This is a genomic window from Brachyspira sp. (genome assembly GCF_029258575.1).
Taxonomy (GTDB): Bacteria; Spirochaetota; Brachyspiria; order Brachyspirales; family Brachyspiraceae; genus Brachyspira.
On the sequence record NZ_JARHYI010000013.1, the window covers coordinates 1 to 18,714 of the forward strand.

16 protein-coding genes are annotated in these 18,714 nt (G+C 28.4%); 8 read left to right on the plus strand and 8 right to left on the minus strand.

Annotation, left to right across the window (positions count from 1 at the left end; genetic code table 11):
* Positions 1–61: 61 nt before the first annotated feature.
* Together Q1J76_RS00900 and Q1J76_RS00905 are read right to left on the minus strand one after the other, a co-directional pair.
* Positions 62–1,144 carry a hypothetical protein gene (locus tag Q1J76_RS00900; protein ID WP_300377738.1) on the minus strand — a complete coding sequence of 361 codons (1,083 nt, stop codon included), beginning with the start codon at positions 1,142–1,144 and terminating at the stop codon, positions 62–64.
* Between the two features lie 286 nt (positions 1,145–1,430).
* Entirely contained in the window at positions 1,431–2,315 is an 885-nt protein-coding gene (locus Q1J76_RS00905; protein WP_300377741.1) for an MBL fold metallo-hydrolase, read from the minus strand.
* Between the two features lie 170 nt (positions 2,316–2,485).
* Between Q1J76_RS00905 and xth the strand changes: the two genes are divergently transcribed.
* From xth to Q1J76_RS00930, 5 genes are all read left to right on the plus strand, one after another.
* The gene (gene xth, locus Q1J76_RS00910) at positions 2,486–3,271 is read left to right on the plus strand and encodes an exodeoxyribonuclease III (RefSeq protein WP_300377744.1); all 786 of its coding nucleotides are present in this window, start codon (positions 2,486–2,488) and stop codon (positions 3,269–3,271) included.
* Positions 3,272–3,366: 95 nt separating this feature from the next.
* A complete protein-coding gene (locus Q1J76_RS00915; RefSeq protein WP_300377747.1) occupies positions 3,367–3,699 on the plus strand; it encodes an STAS domain-containing protein in 333 nt (110 codons plus the stop codon).
* Between the two features lie 14 nt (positions 3,700–3,713).
* Entirely contained in the window at positions 3,714–4,034 is a 321-nt protein-coding gene (locus Q1J76_RS00920) for a YggT family protein (protein ID WP_300377750.1), read from the plus strand.
* Between the two features lie 6 nt (positions 4,035–4,040).
* A complete protein-coding gene (locus Q1J76_RS00925) occupies positions 4,041–6,179 on the plus strand; it encodes a tetratricopeptide repeat protein (protein WP_300377753.1) in 2,139 nt (712 codons plus the stop codon).
* Between the two features lie 53 nt (positions 6,180–6,232).
* On the plus strand, positions 6,233–6,442 hold the full coding sequence (locus Q1J76_RS00930) for a DUF1858 domain-containing protein (RefSeq protein WP_300377756.1): 210 nt from the start codon (positions 6,233–6,235) through the stop codon (positions 6,440–6,442).
* 77 nt (positions 6,443–6,519) lie between these two features.
* On the opposite strand, the gene Q1J76_RS00935 is transcribed toward Q1J76_RS00930, so the two are convergent.
* The gene (locus tag Q1J76_RS00935; RefSeq protein ID WP_300377759.1) at positions 6,520–7,266 is read right to left on the minus strand and encodes a DUF3108 domain-containing protein; all 747 of its coding nucleotides are present in this window, start codon (positions 7,264–7,266) and stop codon (positions 6,520–6,522) included.
* Positions 7,267–7,812: 546 nt separating this feature from the next.
* On the opposite strand from Q1J76_RS00935, the gene Q1J76_RS00940 reads away from it, so the two are divergent.
* The 3 genes from Q1J76_RS00940 to Q1J76_RS00950 all read left to right on the plus strand — a co-directional run bounded on the left by Q1J76_RS00940 (position 7,813) and on the right by Q1J76_RS00950 (position 11,321).
* Entirely contained in the window at positions 7,813–8,682 is an 870-nt protein-coding gene (locus tag Q1J76_RS00940; RefSeq protein ID WP_300377762.1) for a DMT family transporter, read from the plus strand.
* 22 nt (positions 8,683–8,704) lie between these two features.
* Positions 8,705–9,814, plus strand: coding sequence for an ATP-binding protein (locus Q1J76_RS00945; RefSeq protein ID WP_300377765.1), 1,110 nt, complete (start codon positions 8,705–8,707; stop codon positions 9,812–9,814).
* A gap of 409 nt (positions 9,815–10,223) precedes the next feature.
* Entirely contained in the window at positions 10,224–11,321 is a 1,098-nt protein-coding gene (locus tag Q1J76_RS00950) for a cell surface protein (RefSeq protein ID WP_300377768.1), read from the plus strand.
* Positions 11,322–11,502: 181 nt separating this feature from the next.
* Here Q1J76_RS00950 and recJ read toward each other — a convergent pair whose 3' ends face one another.
* The 5 genes from recJ to Q1J76_RS00975 form a co-directional block, all read right to left on the minus strand.
* The gene (recJ, locus tag Q1J76_RS00955; RefSeq protein WP_300377771.1) at positions 11,503–13,662 is read right to left on the minus strand and encodes a single-stranded-DNA-specific exonuclease RecJ; all 2,160 of its coding nucleotides are present in this window, start codon (positions 13,660–13,662) and stop codon (positions 11,503–11,505) included.
* Between the two features lie 21 nt (positions 13,663–13,683).
* Positions 13,684–15,243 (minus strand): DNA polymerase III subunit gamma/tau, encoded by a 1,560-nt coding sequence (gene dnaX, locus Q1J76_RS00960; RefSeq protein WP_300377774.1) that lies wholly within the window; start codon positions 15,241–15,243, stop codon positions 13,684–13,686.
* A 455-nt stretch (positions 15,244–15,698) separates the two neighbouring features.
* On the minus strand, positions 15,699–16,166 hold the full coding sequence (locus Q1J76_RS00965; protein WP_300377777.1) for an ATP synthase subunit C-like protein: 468 nt from the start codon (positions 16,164–16,166) through the stop codon (positions 15,699–15,701).
* A gap of 62 nt (positions 16,167–16,228) precedes the next feature.
* On the minus strand, positions 16,229–18,097 hold the full coding sequence (locus Q1J76_RS00970) for a V-type ATP synthase subunit I (protein ID WP_300377780.1): 1,869 nt from the start codon (positions 18,095–18,097) through the stop codon (positions 16,229–16,231).
* Positions 18,094–18,693: a V-type ATP synthase subunit D gene (locus tag Q1J76_RS00975; protein ID WP_300377783.1), complete on the minus strand. Its 600-nt coding sequence runs from the start codon at positions 18,691–18,693 to the stop codon at positions 18,094–18,096. The genes Q1J76_RS00970 and Q1J76_RS00975 overlap by 4 nt, the downstream gene beginning before the upstream one ends.
* Positions 18,694–18,714: the final 21 nt, after the last annotated feature.

Below are 18,714 nucleotides of genomic sequence, written 5' to 3' on the forward strand. Positions count from 1 at the left end.
AAAGAACATACTCTAACTTTATATAAAATAAATTAAACAGTATTCTTTTTAATCTGCTAATTTACGCCGGACATCCTGCATAAATTAATAAAACAAAGAACTTGCATTTGGAACGGGTTTCATTATAAGACATTTTATTAGCATAAATTTTTGTTTTAGTTATATTCGTAGATGTTTGACCATGATACCCCCCTTTGTCTAATATTATATGACCTGGACCAAGCCATCGATCATATTCTATAAATTGATCTGCAGCATTATTAATACTTATACAAACAGCATCATCAATAACATCTCCCGCATAAGCATTAGGATAATCAGGGTTGCTTCTTACACCTTTATAAGTACCGTCACCTACAAATCTTGGATAAAATCCATTTTCAGGGTGTATGTGAATTCCTCCGGCTTCATCTTTCCAATATGAGCCTACAGATACTGCACCGGCGTCTCCGTTATTACTGTTAGTCCAATTTTTTTCTATATGTCTGTATAATCTAGGGTATTGTGTTAAAGTTATAGTAGTATTTGTACTAATCCAGCCCATTCTATTAACAAAAGTATTTTCAGCAGCTGTCCTTACATCTATATAATCTAATCTCATAGTACCTATAAGGTTTTGATCATTCTTAAATGTCCAAGAACCCCATACATTCCCGTCAACAGCCCATCTTATAAACTCAAGCCCGCAGAATAATGCTTCCTGTATAGCAAATTTACCGTCAAAATAATAAGTAACTTTCCAAACTCTAGGCTCTTTAGTTCCGTCAGTTACCAGCATAGATTCAGCATTTATATTTTTTAAGTTAGGAAGAGAAGTTAATATAGCTTTATGCCCGTCAGCTGTTAACTTTGGATATATTTGAGTATTTGTTTCCAGCATTATGTGCGGTATAAGAGCTGTATAACAATTAGGATATTTAGAGTTTGACAAGATATCTTTTAAGTTATCACCGCAGTGTAATTTTATCATTGTATCTGTAGAAGGCATTCTAATTAATTCTTTTTCATCATAAGAATCTCCATGTGTTACAAATAGCATAGACAAATCATGATCTTTAATTTGATCAGAAGGTATTTCTCTTATAGGATTTCCTACTACTGCAGGAGAATTTCCGTAAAGTAAAGTGTTTTTATTTTCAGACATAGTTAACTTCCTTTTTATTATTTTATAGTTATTATAGTTTAGTATTTATTTGGTTTGGGTAAATTTTATATATAATTACCTATTAATTATAATTGATTTTTATAACTTTTAATTTATAATTGCACATAAATACAAAATATAAATAGAGAAATTAACAAAATAAATAAAATTTCTAGGGGTATTCCTTTAAAAATATCAGAATAAAATTTAAAGAAAAAGAGATGCAAAAAATTGAACAAAATATAAAAGATATAAAATATTTTAGTATAAATTAAAAAACTTATATTTATATATTAATATAAGAACCTTCTTTAGCAAAAGCAAGCTGTAAATCAATTTCCTCTTTTTTAAGAAAAGCCATTAATTTATTATGTATGAGGTCTATTTGAGCATCAGTTCTTTCTTGATTATGATGATGAAGTATAACATAAGGAACATCAGCATCAAGCCCTACTTGAATTGCATCATTTAATGTAGAATGTCCCCAGCCTACATGTCCATTGTAATATTCACTTTTTGTATATTCGCCTTCTATAATAAGAACATTAGCTCCCCTTACAAAATCTATTAATCTGGCATGAAGTAAATCTGCATTATGATTATAATGAGAAAGTGAAGGATGCTGAGCATGAAGACGCTTTTTATAAGGTTCATGATCTGTAAGATAAACAACTGTTCTATTCCCAGAAGTTATTTTATATGATAATGTATGGCAAGGATGATTAACCCATATACTTTCTATAAGCATATCTCCAAAAATTATTTTTTTACCTTCATAAAAGGCTTCAAATTTAAGATTAGCGGCAAACTGCTCTAAATTTATAGGGAAATAATCTTTAGCTAATATATTATTTATAGTATCATACATTTCTGTAGAGGAATCTTTAGGTCCGTATATAGTGAAACTGTATTTATCAGAAAAAAATGGAGCAAAGAAAGGTATTCCTATAATATGATCCCAATGGAAATGGGTAAGAAGTATTATACTTTCTGTTTTATCAGATTTTAAAGCATAATAACTAGCATTTTTAAGTCCACTTCCTGCATCAAGTATTATATAGTTCCCATCATCATCTATAACCTGTATACATGATGTATTACCACCATATTCGCTAAAACTATTACCTGGGGTTGGTATTGATCCTCTGCTTCCAAGAAATCTTACTTTCAAAATAAAACCTTAAATTATTTTATATACATATGATAATACAATTATAAAAAAAAATCAATCTAATTTATATTATAATTATGACAAAATATATGTTATAAATTTTACTTATACTTGTGTTATTAGTAGATAAAGTTTATAATATATAACGATTAAATAAAAAAGGTTGTATAATGAGTCTTTTAAAAATAATATCTTGGAATGTTAATGGAATAAGAGCAGCTCATAAAAAAGGATTAGTTGATTTTATAAAGAAAGAAAATCCTGATATAATATGTCTTCAAGAAACTAAGGCTTTTGAAGAACAGTTGCCTTCCGATTTAAGAAATATAGAAGGATATGAGCTTTTCATAAATCCTGCCGACCCAGAAATAAAGAAAGGATACAGCGGAGTTGCTATATATACAAAATTAAAACCAAATAAGGAAGTAAAAAATAAATTAGGAAGTAAATTTTCAGATAGAGAAGGAAGAATACTTTCTTTGGAATTTGATGACTTCACAATATTTAATGTATATTTTCCAAACGGTGGAAAATCAGAAGAGCATTTCCAATATAAACTTTCATTTTATGATGAGATAATAAAACATCTAAGCAAATTAAAGAGCAAAACTAATGTTATACTATGCGGAGATATGAATATTGCTCATGAGGCTATAGACTTGGCAAGACCTAAAGAAAATGAAAAAAGTATAGGGTTTCTTCCAGAAGAAAGAGATAAAATAACTGAATTTCTGAATAAAGGTTTTATAGATACATTTAGAATGTTTGTCAAAGAAGGTGGACATTATAGCTGGTGGGATATGAAAACTAGATCTCGTGAAAAAAATGTGGGTTGGAGAATAGATTATTTCTTTGTAAATAGTGAAATAGCAGGAAACATCAAAAAGGCAGATATATTAACTGATGTTATGGGAAGCGATCATTGTCCTATACTTATAGAATGGGATAATAAGTAGTAAAAAACTGCTTGATTTTTTGAAGTTTTATAATATATTAAAAAATAATAAATATAGTTCTATTTTTATATTTTTTATTAATATAAGGAGTTTACATGGTTCGTACAATCATTGAGGATAAAACAGCCGTAATAAATATAGAAAAGAATATTATATCTGAAAATGTAGATATTTTAGAAGAAAAATTAAATTATGTCAAAAATGCAGGAGCTTTAAACTTTATATTTGACTTTCATAATATTGAATATATATGTTCTTCAGCTTTAGGATTAATAGCATCTGCTTTGAGAGTATCAGGAGAGAATGGAGGTATAGTATACTTCTGTTCATTAAGTAGACAATTAAAGGACTTATTTGAAGCTACTAAGTTTTTAACTATAGTAAATACTGCTGAAAATATAGATGAAGCTCTTAAAAATATTAAATAATATACGGAAAATATATGTTAATAGAAACTATAAGATTTATATACTATCTGCTTACACAAACTTTAAGACTTTATTCTTTCATATGGTTTATATGGATTATATTAAGCTGGCTTCAGGCTTTTGGAGCTATGCATTTAGATTATTACAATCCTATAGTAAATTTCTTTTACAAAATAACTGATGGAGTTATAGATAAAGTATTCGCAGGAAAAAGACTTATCGTAGGAATGCTAGACTTATCTCCTTTGGTATTTCTTTTAATTTTGCAATTAGTTGCCCCTATAATATTAAGATTTGTATTTCAATTTTTACTAAATTTAGTATCTAGGATATAAATTAATATGAGTTCTTTAGATGAAATAAATAAATATATTGATGATGGAGATTATAGAAAAGCAATAGAAGAATTGGATATTATTATATCTAAAGAACCAAACAATGCCAAAGCCTTTTATATGAGAGGCAAATCGGCATTTATAGAACTTCAAAATGAAGAATTCGATAAAAATAAATATGATGCTAGAAGAGCTTTAATATATTCAACAATAGAATATGATCTAAATAAATCTATAGATATAGACCCCAATATAATAGATGCTTATAGAGGTTTAATGTATCTTAATAGAGATTTGAGGAATACTGATAAAGAAAGAGAGTATGCTCAAATACTTTTTGAAAAAGATAATACTGCATATGATGCTCTATTAATACTTGCAAGTAGCTATTTAAATAATGGAGAAAATGAAGCTGATTTCCATCAGGCTATAGGATATTATGATGATTTCATAAAAAATGTAACTTTTGAAAACAGCAAAATAGCTAGATTTGAAAGAGGGCTTTGTTATTATAATCTCAATATACTTACTAAAGCGGATATAGAGGCTAATAAACTTATTTATGATTTTCCTTTTTATGATGATGCTTATTTTCTTAAAGGCATAATACTTTCAAAAAAGGGAATAAAATCTGAATTTTATGATGATGCTATATTCTTTTTGGATAAAGCTATAGAATTAAATAATATGAATTTTAATGCTATATATGAAAGAGCAGAATGGTATTTTATTAAAGAAAATTATAGAAAAGCTATAGAAAATTATAATGAACTTTTGAAACATAGTAATAAATATAGATTAAATGCTTTGCTTGGAAAAATTCAGGCATTGCATGATTTAATTATAGAAAATGAAGATAAAAATTATCCTGATAGTCAGGAAGAGGGAAAAGATTTAGAAGAGGCATTTTATTTACTTGAAAAAGTTATAGACTTGCTTGGTATAAATAGTCTTCAGCATAGATATTATAGAGGAAACTTATATGCTTATCAAGGCGAAATAAAAAAAGCTATTGATGAGTTCAAAATAATACTCAAAGAAAATAATGAGTCTTGGCTTTATGAGAAAATTGCGGAATTATATCATAATTATGCTCAAAGCGATAATGATTATTTGGAGGCTTTGAAATATTTATCTCATATAGATAAATCAGAATATAAATACTCTACTTATTATCTTTTAATATTTTCTAATTATGAAATAAAAAATTATGAAAAAACTGTTAAATTATGCCAAGAATTTTTTACTTATATAGATGATGAAGATGATGAAATATATTATATAAGATTTATTTATGCCTATTCTCTTCAAATGATGGGTTCTAATGATTATAAATTAATATTAGATAATTTAAAAAGCTGTTTAAATAGCAGTTTGAATAAGGCTACTATATACAGATCCATTGCCAAAATAATGTTTTATAATATGCCAAAAGAATATAATGATGAAGGCATATATATGTTAAAAAAGGCAATGGAATTAAATGATGCTTTATCATACTATATATATGCTCAAGAATTATTTTATGGAGATATTATAACACCATATCCAGAGTTTGCTGTTTCTATGGCTAATATAGCTTTTGATTTGGACAATACATTGGGATGTGCTTTAACTATTATAGGAAGATCCTATGAAATAGGAAGAGGTGCAGAGAAAGATTATAATAAAGCTTTTGAAATATATAATAAAGCTAAAGATATATGTGAAAAGAGTAATTCAAAATGTTCATGCTCTAGCGGACTAATTGCTCATTGCTACTATATAGGTATAGGTGTTCAAAAAAATGAAGAAAGAGCTTTTGATATAATAAAAAAAACTGTAGATGTTTGGGGTAAAGATTCACATGATTATGTATCTTTGTTATATTCATATTTCGCACTTAATAATATAGAAGGATTTGATTTATTTACATCTTTAACTTTATTTGAAAATATAGAACAACATTCACATAATATATATGTTATAATGACATTAAAGAGAATATATAAGAAATTGGGTAGAAATCATGATGTTAAAAGAATGTCAAAAATGGAAATAAAAGCTTTGGAAAATACAGGTGAATTGAATCTTAATTATTTAAGAAAATATATTAAAAACTTTAATAATTTATACCCTATTCTAAATAATAATTTTACACTTTGACAAAAAAATATAATATATTATTATATAATAAAATAAATTAAGAGGTAATTAATATGATAAACAAAACTATGAGTATAGGTGAGATTATACAAATATTTCCAGATTCTGTGGAAATTATGATGAGTAGAGGGCTTCATTGTGTAGGGTGCCATGTTGCAAGTTGGGAAAGTTTAGAGGAAGGATGCAGAGGGCATGGTATGAGCGATGAAGTTATTGACAGCTTAATAAAAGAGATAAATGATAAATACGAAGCAAGCAAATAATTTTTTATAAAAAAATTATTATAAAAAAAGAGACGGTATTAACACTGTCTCTTTTTAAGATAAAAAATATATTATTTCTATTTTCCGTCTTTATATTGCCTTATAATGCCTCTAACTCTTATTGTAAGACCATATACTCTCTGTTCCGCTATAATAACATCTAAAGGTACTTGATTATAAACATCTCTAGCAATCAAGGCATCTGTTCCATATTTATCTTTTTCATAAACTCTTACTGTAGGAAGTTTATCTTTTTGCAATTTGGTTTTCAAATCTTCTCCATTTTCTATAGTAAATCTAATATCTTTTTTTACATTTTTTCCTTCTAGCCAATTAATTTGAAATGTACCTATATTCTTATCAACAAAACGCATAAAAAATACTAATGATAAAGCATCGAAAGCCATGCCTTTAAATTCTATCTTTTCATCAACAGTTCTTTTATCATTAAATAAATAATAATTATTGTAGAAAGTTAAAGTTTCTTTATTAGTCCATTCTCCTTCGGTGGTATCTTTCTTTAAGACGATAGGCTTAAAATCATTTGTAGATACCCAAGCTTCAAATATATCGCTTACTTTATAAATCCAATTAGCAGCACCTGTAGTATATACATGGGCATAAAGATGATAAGCTGGTATACCATTTACATTACTTATTGCTAGAACCTCTGCCTCAAGCATTCCTACCTTTCCGCTTATATTAAACTCAGGAACCTGTGCTAAAACATCATACTTTATATATTCTCCAACTTTGAATGTCTGATTATATCCGAAAATAATATTTGATATTAATATAGCCATTATAAAAATATATTTCTTCATAATAAAAAATAATCTCCTTATAGAATTATCATCTATATTATATATACTTAAAAAATTAGGTTTTGTCAAAGTTTTTTTACATTTTTTTATTATAAAATAAAGGCATTATATCACTGTAAATTTACTTACATATGCCCACCCTTTATACTGGATAATTTTATCGGCATTTTCATTTTTTATTTCCTTTTTACAAAATAAGAATTTTTAAGCACCCACCCTAGTGAAATTTTAAATTTTGAATTTTATTAACCGCACGCAGAACGAAGTAAAAAATATATAATGATTTTGAATTATAATTTAAATTAAATATATAAATCTGTTCACCGTGCGTTAAAGCGATTAAAAATATAATAAAAAACTAGGGTGGGAATGCTTTTTGCAATTGAAACTTATTGAGATGAGAAAATTGCATTATAGTATAGGCAGCAAAAAATATAGAGGGCGGGGAATTAGAAAAAAGTTTTTAATTTAATAGTTAATCTTTTTTTATGTTGCAATAGTATATTTTTAATATATTATATTGTAATTATTTTGAGGTTAAATTTTATGGCTATATTTTTATTTATAGGCGTTATGGCATTGTCTGCTTCTGCAATCTTTGTAAAGCTCGCTGATGCCCCATCATCTATAATAGCCTTCTATAGAATATTTATCTCATTCTGCTTTATATCAATAATAACAATATCAAAAAAATCTTTGAGAACTGAAATTAAATCTCTAAGCAAAAAAGAAATAATACTTTCTGTTATATCAGGCTTATCACTGGCATTACATTATTTTTTATGGTTTCAATCTTTGAATCTCACTTCCGTAGCAAGCTCCACTGTTATAGTAACACTTCAGCCCTTATTTGCTTTTGTGGCTGGACATTTCTTTTTTAAAGAACAATATAATAAACTGGCTGTACTTGGTTTTATTACAGCAGTTGCAGGATCCGTAATCATAGGAATTGGAGATTTTCAAATAAGTAAAAAAGCATTACTCGGAGATTTTATAGCTTTTATATCTGCAGGACTTATAAGTGCATATTTTATTATAGGACAGTATACAAGAAGAAGATTATCCGCTTTAACTTGGATTAGCTTAACTTATTTTAGTGCATTTATTTTTTTGGGAATTTTATCTTATTCAATGAATGTAAGTTTTGTAGGATATTCATTAAATACTTGGATTAATATACTTGGAATAACATTTATATCAACTATGCTTGGACAAGTAATATTTACTTGGCTTTTAAAATATTTTTCTGCTACTATAATATCTATGACTATATTAGGTGAGGCAGCAGGCACTTGTATATTGGGATATTTTATTTTGCATGAAAGTATAAGTTTTAAGCAATTAATAGGAATTACTGTTATACTAATAGGTATAGGTTTATTTTTATGGGAGAAACGAAAAACTATTTCTCAATAATTTTTTATTAAACGGAGTTTTTATGGCTGTGAAAAAAGATAATAACGAAAAGATACATCAAAAACCTTTAATGGAAGAACTTTATAAAGAGGAACTTGAAGCTTTAAAGAATGAGGATAAAAATAATAAGCCCAAAAATTGGCAGCTATCTCCTCAATCTGTAAGAGATTTCATATTAGGTAAGGAATTAAAAGACGGTACGGTAATAAAGAGGAAATTCTACGGAGATGATGCCTTGGTAGAAAGAGCAATCATAACATTAGCAGGCAATAGAGGTCTGATGCTTGTAGGAGAGCCCGGAACAGCTAAAACTATGCTAAGCGAATTATTATCAGCAGCTATAAGCGGAAACAGTACTATCACCATACAGGGAACAGCTGGAACTAATGAAGATAACATAAAATACTCTTGGAATTATGCTATGCTTTTCGCTAAAGGTCCTACAGAAGAAGCATTAATACCATCTCCTGTTTATATAGGAATGAGCAGAGGTATAATAACAAGGTTTGAAGAAATAACAAGATGTCCTCTTGAAATACAAGACTCACTCATAAGTATACTAAGCGATAAAATAATGAATATACCAGAACAAAATAGAGTACTATTTGCTAATGCTGGCTTTAATATCATAGCTACAGCCAATACAAGGGATAAAGGTATCAATGAAATGAGCAGTGCCTTAAAAAGAAGATTCAATTTTGAAACTGTTGAACCTATAAAAAATCCTAAATTAGAAGGCGAAATTATAACAAATCAATGCCAAACATTATTAGAGCTTGCTGATATAGATATCGATATAGATTATGATGTTGTAGATGTACTTGCTACGACATTCAATGAACTTAGAAGTGGTAAAAGCTTTGAAAATGCTAAGATACAGGAATTAAATTCAGTTATGAGTACCGCTGAGGCTGTATCTGTTTACTATCAGTCGGCACTTCATTCCTATTATTATGGAGATAAAAATATCAAAATGGAAACTATAGTAGGAAATTTGATAGGAAGTGTTGCTAAAGAGAATAAAGATGATTTACCTAAATTAAAAAACTATTTTAATAACTCTGTAAAAATAAAAGCCGAAAAGATGGGTAAACGCTGGAAAGAATACTATGAAAGCAGAAATTTAATTTAAAAAATTGTGAAGCATCTATAACAGTAAAAGTATTTTTGGTATATAAAAATTTAATCTAGTTTTTCATTTATCTGTAAAATAATATTTTTTATTAGGAATGAAAAAAGAAAATTTAGATATTAATTTAATTAGTAAATTAACAGGGTTAAAAATCGACGAAATAGAGAAATTGTAATTAAAGCATATATGAATTAATGATAATACTTAATTCTAAATTCATTAAATTATGATAATTTTTCAAGCATAATAATTAAATATATTAATACATTTCTTATTGATTTTTATATAAAATAACGCAAAAAGCATTATTATTAATAATATTTTTTGATAAATTTATATGTTTTATATTGACTTTCTTATTAAAATTAATTATACTGAAATTGATAAATAAAATAATCAAGGAGAAAAAATGAAAAAAGTTTTGTTAACAGCTATGGCTCTATTTACTATAATTGCTTCATCAGCTTTTGGTTATTATGGTGGTAATAATGACTGGATTGATTTCTTAACTGATGCAAATCAATTAAGATTCAGAACAAGACAAATGGGATTGGTTTTAGGCAACGGTGCAATTAAAGGTGTAATAGGTGTTAGAGATGAATCTGAAACAGCTTTAGGACAAATATTATCACAAGGTAAATTTATCCCTACATTATCATTAGGTATAGGTTATACTACAGATGCTTTTGGTATAGGTATTGGATATAATTATGATTATACTGACGAGTTTAGAGGAGCTACTAAGTCTAAATATAATTTAAGTGTACATACTCCTGTAATAGCTATGAATTTCTTGAATAATAATTTAAGAATAGTTGTTCCTGTACAAGTAGGTGTACTAAATTTTGATACTACTGGAGTTCCTGATATCTTAAATCCTAAATATCTAGGAATAAGTTTGGATCCTCAAATTAGATATTATACAGGTATAGAAGCTTTTAGTGAATTAAGATTAACTATAAAATATGGTATGAATCAAGTATCATACAAAGATAACGGTGTAAATAAAACATATACAGCTTCTTCACTTGGTTTTGATTTCAGAGCATATTTTGGTGCTCAAGTTGGAGATGTAGGTTTGAAGCCTTTCATCAAAATTACTTATGATACTTCTTTAGATGCTACTAAAACAGGTCTAGGAGAAATTGGTATTACAGCAGGTTCAGGTATAACTCCTCCAACTGATGTTGCTGATAAATATATCTCTAACCCTTGGGAATTGAATGTACTTCCAACTTTAGGTTTATCAGCTAATTCTGATATAGTTAGTGTTTATGCAGAAGGTGGATTAGGTTATAAAGCTTATAGTTCAGGATTGAAATATGCAAACAAAATTACTCATACTCTATCTTGGGCAGCTTATGGAGAGATTTCTATTACTCCTGTTAAAGACTTAGAATGGTATTTTGAAGCTGAAATAGCTAGTCCAAAAGCACAACAAATAGAAGATAAAGTTAAATTTAATGCTGCTACTGGTGTAACTTGGTATTTACCTTCTTTCCAATAATAATTTGAAATAGAATTTAAAGAGTAAATATAACTTTTTAGGGGGGCTTTTGAACCTCCCTTTTTATTTGCATATTGTACTTATTATTGTCTAAAATTTATAGAGTTATGCTTGATAATCTAAATATTATAGTAAAAATACAAGATAAGTATTGAAGAGAGAGAGAAAACTATAGATATAATTAAAAAACCTTATATTTGTCTATGTATATTCTGGCATCTTCATTACCATTAAAGCGATTGACTTTAACTTTATAAATAATATCCAAATAGTTTGAAGATAATAATTTTTGTACTTCTTCTTCGCTACTATTCCATATAATACCATTTACTTTTTTATTATCCTGAATAAGTTCTAATCTTAAATGAAGTTTATTATTTTTTTGCATTCTGCCTATATCATTAACTTTTACATTCTTTGATATAAATAAAGGCTCTTCATTTCCAAAACCATAAGGCTCAAATAATTCTAATGATTTAGCGAATTTCATATCTATATCTTTGAAGCTTATTTCCATATCAAAAACATCATCATTTTTTTCTACGGTAAAATTCTGAGTTGATGCATAATTTACTATTTTCTCTCTAAACTTATCAAAATTACTGCTGTTTAATGTAAATCCCGCAGCATTTTTATGTCCTCCAAATTTGGTTAAATAAGCATTAGCATAATCAAGCATATCCCTAGCATTATCATCGCCCCTGCTTCTTATACTTCCAATACAAACACCTTCTTCGCTTTCATACATAATAACCGCCGTTTTTCCATATTCGCTTAAAACTTTTCCAGCTATCAATCCAGTAAGTCCCTGCTCTATCTCCCTGCTCTTTACCACTATTATAGGAAAATCCAAGCAACTATTAATCTTTATATATTCATTTACCGTAGAAAAATTCGATTCAGTCAAAGATTTTCTAGTTTCATTCATATTATAAATCTCATCTGATAAACTTAAAGCCTCCTCTTTAAGTTCGCATGTAAGAAGTTTTAAAGCCGTTTCAGGACTTCCCATTCTTCCAGCAGCATTAATAAAAGGGGCAAGTCTCCAACTTACTATCTGAGTATCTATTTTAGTATTAAGCAAATTAATTTTCTCAAGCATAACATTATATCTAATATGATTAGGCTTCTCCAATTCCTTTAAAGCACATTTAATATAAGCCCTATTCTCCCTTACAAGAGGTACTACATCGGCAACAGTACCAAATAATACAAGTATTGATTTCTTCCGTATATAGTTTTGAAGCTGTTTCTGACTTATATAAAACAATCTTTTAAATATTTCCATCTTTATAATCAAATCTCTATGCTCTATACCCTCATATCTGTAAATATTAACATTAAGAGCTAAAGCAAAATCATCTAAAGTTTTCATGTTTTTTATATTGATGTTTCCGTATCTAGCTCCAAGCTGAAGCAAATCATAAACACTATCATATTCAGGCAAATATATTTCATACTTCTCATAAAAAGATAAAAGTTTTTTAAGCCTGTCTTCTCCTCCAGTAAGAACCAGTACAGTACCATCGCCCTCAAACATATAACTAGCAAGCTCTTCCAATACCTCATCTTCGCTCATAAACTCATCATAATAATCCACATAAATAGACTTATAGCAATTATTATCATTAACAAGCTCAAAACCGAATACCTCATCGCTTATAACAAAATTAGTAGATTTTAAAGCTCTTATCTTTTTTATAATATTATTCTTTTTATCAATCTCATAATCTAATACTATTATATCCTTATTATAAAGTTTAGTATAAGAAAATACGAATGCCTGCATAAGCTTAAAAGCTACAGCACATCCTGAAAAATTTTTATTGGAAAAACCAGTATTTGAAAGCTTCGGATTAAATACAGCATAAGCATTAGGAAGTATTTCAGGTATATCATGATGATCTGTTACTATAATATCAATAGAAAAATCTCTTGCAAACTCCACTTCCTCCGCATTAGATATACCGCAATCAACTGTAATAATAAGACTTACACCCAAATTAGCATACTCCTCTATAACAGCCTTAGAAAGCCCATATCCCGTTGTATGATTGGGTACAAATGCTTCCACATTCTTTGTAACAACTTTAAGAGTATTATATATAATAGATGCAGCAGTTACTCCGTCTGCATCCTTATCACCATATACTAATATTTTCTCATCATTTTCTATAGCTTCTTTTATTCTATCTACAAATACATTAATATCACTTATATTAAATGGATTTGACAATGAGTATATATCCTGAAAGAAGAAATCATAAATATCCTCTTTTGAAGTTATTCCTCTTAATTTTAATAATTCTTTTATTACAACATTCAAATTATCTATATTCATAATCAATCACTTATTTTTATATTATAAAGAACTCTCATCTACTTCAGTAGCCTGCAAACGAGTTTTTAATTTATCTATCATATTACCTTCAACAGCCCTTTGAAACTGTATAGCCACATCTTTATTCTTTGTGAATCTAGGTATAGCCTTTGCCACCAAATCATTAATGCGTTTATCCGACTGCGTCATATCAAATATATGATCAGGTAACGCCACTATCAAAACAGCACCCTTACTTTCTATAGGATTGCCCTGAGATAATAAAGAATATATTGTAGGGCTTTCTGTTTCTATAAATGAAAGTATCTTATTATAAAATATCTGTCTTTTATCTGTAGGATTCAAAGGAACATCATACTGCTTTTTATTAATATTATTTTCCGCTGCAACAGAAGTAGTATCATATTCATTAATAACCGCTTCTGATTGTACATGCATTTGTTGAATATCTGCAGAAATTATATCAACAGGACGAATCAAATTATCAGTATTAAGAAGTAAAAGCATACGCATTTCAAATATAGTTCTAGGATTAGAAGCACTTCTTACACGCTCTTCAGCCGATAATATATAATCAAGTATCCTTTCTATCTCATCATCATTATAATGATTAGCAAAAACTTTTAAATCATCTCTTTCATTTTCGGTTATCTCAAGTAATTTAACATCATCAATAGAGCTTTTTATCATAAGTACAACTCTCAAATACTCAATTATACTATTCATAAAAGTTCTAGGATCAACAGATTCTGCAAATAAATTTTTCATAAACTCGAAATATTTTTTTTTATCAGAAAGCATCATAATATCAAAAAACTCTTTAACAAAAGAAAAATTATTCCCCCCCACAACCGCATTGACATCTTCGCTAGTTATATGCTTTTTATCTGTGGTATATGCTATCATCTTTTCTAGTATAGTTTCACTGTCTCGTACAGAACCCCTAGCCTGCTTTGCAATTAAAAATATAGCCTCTTCATCATACTTTATATTTTCTTTATCTAATATTCCTTTTAATATCTTCTCCAAATCTTCAATACCCAAAGATTTAAAAGTATACTGCTGACATCGGCTTCTTATAGTAGGAAGTACCCTATCCGCCTCAGTAGTTGCAAGTATAAATACAACATGAGCAGGAGGCTCTTCCAAAGTTTTAAGCAAAGCATTAAAAGCCTCATTAGTTATCTGATGCACCTCATCTATAATATATACCTTATATTTTCCCGCAACTGGAGATATTCTCACATTTTCTATAATAGTTCTTATATTTTCAATACCTCTATTACTAGCACCATCAATCTCTATAACATCAAGAGGAGTGCCGTTTTCTATTTGTGTACAAGAAGGACAAACTCCACATGGATGATCTGTAGGACCATTAACGCAATTTAAAGCTTTAGCTATAATTCTTGCAAGAGAAGTTTTTCCAACTCCATGTGCCCCTGAAAAAAGATATGCATGAGCTACTTTATTTTGTGCTATACTTTTTGATATTGTTTTAGTAATATGTTCCTGACCTATAACCTCTTCAAAAGTTTGAGGACGGTATTTTCTCGCTATTACTTTATAATTTTCTGACATATTTATAGTATTCCATTATAATATTTTCATTAAGCTATTTTAACAGAGTATCATTATTTGTCAATTTGGATTTTCACAACTTAATTTTTTATTTTAACTATTGGACTAAAAAAATATATATTTATCTAATTTTAAAGAGATGTTAGGTTCATTTAATCATAAAAATATAATAACAAAAGTAAAAAATTTTGTATGAATAAAGATTTGATTGAAGTTTAATGTATGTATGATTTTTCTAAATCAGAAAATGAAGATACATTATACAAAAAATTTTAATTCCTCAAATAAAAAACGAAACTATTATATATAACCGAAAAAATAATTAATATTTTCAAAAGAGGAATATCACAATAATTTATTGATATTAATTAATCTATTTATGCAATAAAAAAATCCGTAAGAGTCATTACACTCCTACGGATTTTTAATTTATCTCACTTTTATTAATTCTTTAATTAAGCACCTAAAACACCGCTGATTAAGAATGCTGTAGCAAAAGAAACGATAGCGTAAAGTTCTGGGAATACAGCAACGATGATAGTGTTACCAAATACATCATAACCATTACCTATAGCCTCAACACCGTTAGCACAAACCTTACCTTGGAATATAGCTGAAATCATACAAGCTAAACCAACAGCAATACCAGCACCTAATATAGCAGCACCTTGGAAGATGTTTATATCAGCTGTTAAGTAAGGCTGCATAATGAAGAAAGCAGCAAAACCATAAAGTCCCTGAGTACCAGGTAACGCACTTAAAACAAGACAGCTACCAAATGCATCTTTGTTCTTCTTTAAAGCACCAACTGTAGTCATAGCAGAAATAGAAGTACCAACCGCACTACCAATACCAGACATACCTACCATTAATCCTGCACCTAAATATCCTAATAAAAGTGCTGTGTTCATTGTAAAACCCATAATAAAATCTCCTTTTTTAGATTATTTTCTTTTTTTAATTATGATTATTTATAAAATTATAATTAAGCCACTTTTTTGAGAGGCTTATACTCTTTTCCTCCGCCTTCAAAACCAACATTGTTGTAGAATTCTACAAATGTTAATCTCAAAGGGTGTACCAAAGCACCAAGTATGTTTAGTAAGAATATAGCTATATGACCTAATACAAGGAATACCACCATTATTACCACACCTACACCGGGAATAGCTTTGAAACTTAAACCTATCTGATTTATTACCAATGCTAATATAGAACCAGATGCACCTAAAGCAAATAAACGTATATAAGAAAGTGTATCACCCATTATACCAGTAGCAGCAAAATACACGCCAAGTATAGAGTTTAATACATCAGGTTTCTTACCTACATTAGAAAGTATTACTAAGAATACTAAACCTACAGCTATTAAAGCATAATATACTGTGCTGAATTGCTTTATAACTTCCATCTTCTGCATATCACCCAAGAACCATAAAACAAGTCCTGGAATAAATAGAAGTTTACCTACAGCAGCAAGTATATCTCCTATAGGACTAGTCTTGATTCTGTCTATAACACCTACCAATAAAGCAAAACATATATGAAGTACACCTATAAGCAATGCTGTATTAAATGGAGTTAAGAACCAATTTTCTTTAAGATCAGTAATAATTAAATACTTACTTAAAGTAGCAAATATAGGTATTTGAGTATTAGCAGGTATGCTTACACCGAAGAAACTTCCTCCATTAATAATACCCATAATAGTAGTACATATACCCAATGTTAAAGCAAGTATACCTACCCCTCTTAACTGTCCTTTTAATACTGTAAATAAGCCTATCAAAGCAACTATAGTCAATACTATACCATAACCTGAATCACCGAAACAATAAGCAAAGAATAAAGGATAGAAAACTGCTATCATAGGAGTTAAATCTATCTCGAAATAGTTCGGTAATTGGAATAATTTTGTAATGAGCTCATAAGCACCTGAATACTTATTATTTTTAAGCTCAACAGGAACTTTGTCATCTCTAGCAGGATCTTCCATTATATAAGCTATCTTTTTACTATCAAGCAAAGTTTTAACTTCAGTTTCTTTATCTTTAGGTAAATAAGCTTCAACATAAAGGATTTTTCCTTCAGTACCTTCGCTAGCTACAAAACTTTCTTTAGCCTCTTCAAAATGATTAGATATATTAAGATTATCCACTTCTTTATTGATAGATTCCATATATACTTGATTTTTAATTATCTCAGTATCATTATTTTCTATCTCTTTATCAAGTTTAGATATTTTCTCATTTATATCATTATAAGATTGATTAGGCATATTAACTATATCAAATGGAATATTCTCTTCGCTTCCCTCTTTCTTGAAAGCTACAAAATAAACTTTTCCTGATTCCTCTTTAATAGTATAAGTAAATATATCCTTAACTTCAGAGAAATTATAATCATTATATTCTTTAGCATTAGCACTATAGAATAAAATTCCGTAACCTGTTTTTTCTTTTAAGCCATTAACTTTATAGAAGCTAAAATTACCGAAAGGAGCTATAATAGATAATTCCTTTCTAAGAGCATCTCTTTCAGCTTTTAATTTATCAGAAGCCTGATAAGTATTAATAACTGCCTCTATAACTTCATTAGCTTTTTTAGATGTATCAGTAGCTTTCACATTAGAAACATCTTTTTTAGCTTTTTTAGCTTCAGCCAAAGCATTATTAATTATATTTTTAGCTTTTAAAGCATCATTTTTCTTGCTGGAAATACTTTCTATATTTTCACTTGAAACACCATTAATAATTTCAATATGAACAAGTCCTAGTGATGCTAAATCGCTTAAAGTTTTTTCCCTATCCTCATGAAAGACAAAGAGAGAGAGTTTCTTCATTTTTCTAATCATAAAGATGCCTCCTTAGCTCTATTTCTTTCTTTTACTATCTTTTGAGAAGACTTACTTAAATTATCCTCATCCTCCATATACCTTTTAATCTTGATGATGGCAGTTTTATACTCAGGTATTTGTACTTTCTCATAAAGGTTAACTTTCTGAGTAGTTTTTTTCCTAGCATAAGCCAAAGCATTAAGTCTTGCCTCAGTCATTTCTATTTTTATTTGAATAGTCATAAGACTCTCAAACATACTTATAGCAAGCCTTATCCAAGAAGGCATATTAAATAGGCTGACATTTTCAATAGCAAAATCTATGTTAGAAAGTATAGAAACCTTAACACCTGCAATGTTTTTTAATTCGGAATTGATTTTCTTGATTTTTACTATCTCAGGAAACTCAGTCCAAAAACCATTGTAGTTTTGATTTTCTTTAACTAACTTTTGGTATTCTTCTTTAAGTAATTCAATCTCAGCGGTAATCTTTCTCACCTCAAGACGAAGTGCTGCCTCTTTACTTTTCAAAGTAGGCAATGCTTTCTCACGAATAGAAAGCTGGCGTCTTAGGTTTTGAAGAGCCGTTTTATTGTATTGAAACTTTAATGCCATATTTTTTACCTACTTTTTAAA

Bases quoted from the DNA above. Each gene is read 5' to 3' on its own strand.
- Q1J76_RS00900 (WP_300377738.1), bottom strand. From the start codon at position 1,144: ATGTCTGAAAATAAAAACACTTTACTTTACGGAAATTCTCCTGCAGTA.
- xth (WP_300377744.1), top strand. From the start codon at position 2,486: ATGAGTCTTTTAAAAATAATATCTTGGAATGTTAATGGAATAAGAGCA.
- Q1J76_RS00915 (WP_300377747.1), top strand. From the start codon at position 3,367: ATGGTTCGTACAATCATTGAGGATAAAACAGCCGTAATAAATATAGAA.
- Q1J76_RS00920 (WP_300377750.1), top strand. From the start codon at position 3,714: ATGTTAATAGAAACTATAAGATTTATATACTATCTGCTTACACAAACT.
- Q1J76_RS00925 (WP_300377753.1), top strand. From the start codon at position 4,041: ATGAGTTCTTTAGATGAAATAAATAAATATATTGATGATGGAGATTAT.
- Q1J76_RS00930 (WP_300377756.1), top strand. From the start codon at position 6,233: ATGATAAACAAAACTATGAGTATAGGTGAGATTATACAAATATTTCCA.
- Q1J76_RS00935 (WP_300377759.1), bottom strand. From the start codon at position 7,266: ATGAAGAAATATATTTTTATAATGGCTATATTAATATCAAATATTATT.
- Q1J76_RS00940 (WP_300377762.1), top strand. From the start codon at position 7,813: ATGGCTATATTTTTATTTATAGGCGTTATGGCATTGTCTGCTTCTGCA.
- Q1J76_RS00945 (WP_300377765.1), top strand. From the start codon at position 8,705: ATGGCTGTGAAAAAAGATAATAACGAAAAGATACATCAAAAACCTTTA.
- Q1J76_RS00950 (WP_300377768.1), top strand. From the start codon at position 10,224: ATGAAAAAAGTTTTGTTAACAGCTATGGCTCTATTTACTATAATTGCT.
- recJ (WP_300377771.1), bottom strand. From the start codon at position 13,662: ATGAATATAGATAATTTGAATGTTGTAATAAAAGAATTATTAAAATTA.
- dnaX (WP_300377774.1), bottom strand. From the start codon at position 15,243: ATGTCAGAAAATTATAAAGTAATAGCGAGAAAATACCGTCCTCAAACT.
- Q1J76_RS00965 (WP_300377777.1), bottom strand. From the start codon at position 16,166: ATGGGTTTTACAATGAACACAGCACTTTTATTAGGATATTTAGGTGCA.
- Q1J76_RS00970 (WP_300377780.1), bottom strand. From the start codon at position 18,097: ATGATTAGAAAAATGAAGAAACTCTCTCTCTTTGTCTTTCATGAGGAT.
- Q1J76_RS00975 (WP_300377783.1), bottom strand. From the start codon at position 18,693: ATGGCATTAAAGTTTCAATACAATAAAACGGCTCTTCAAAACCTAAGA.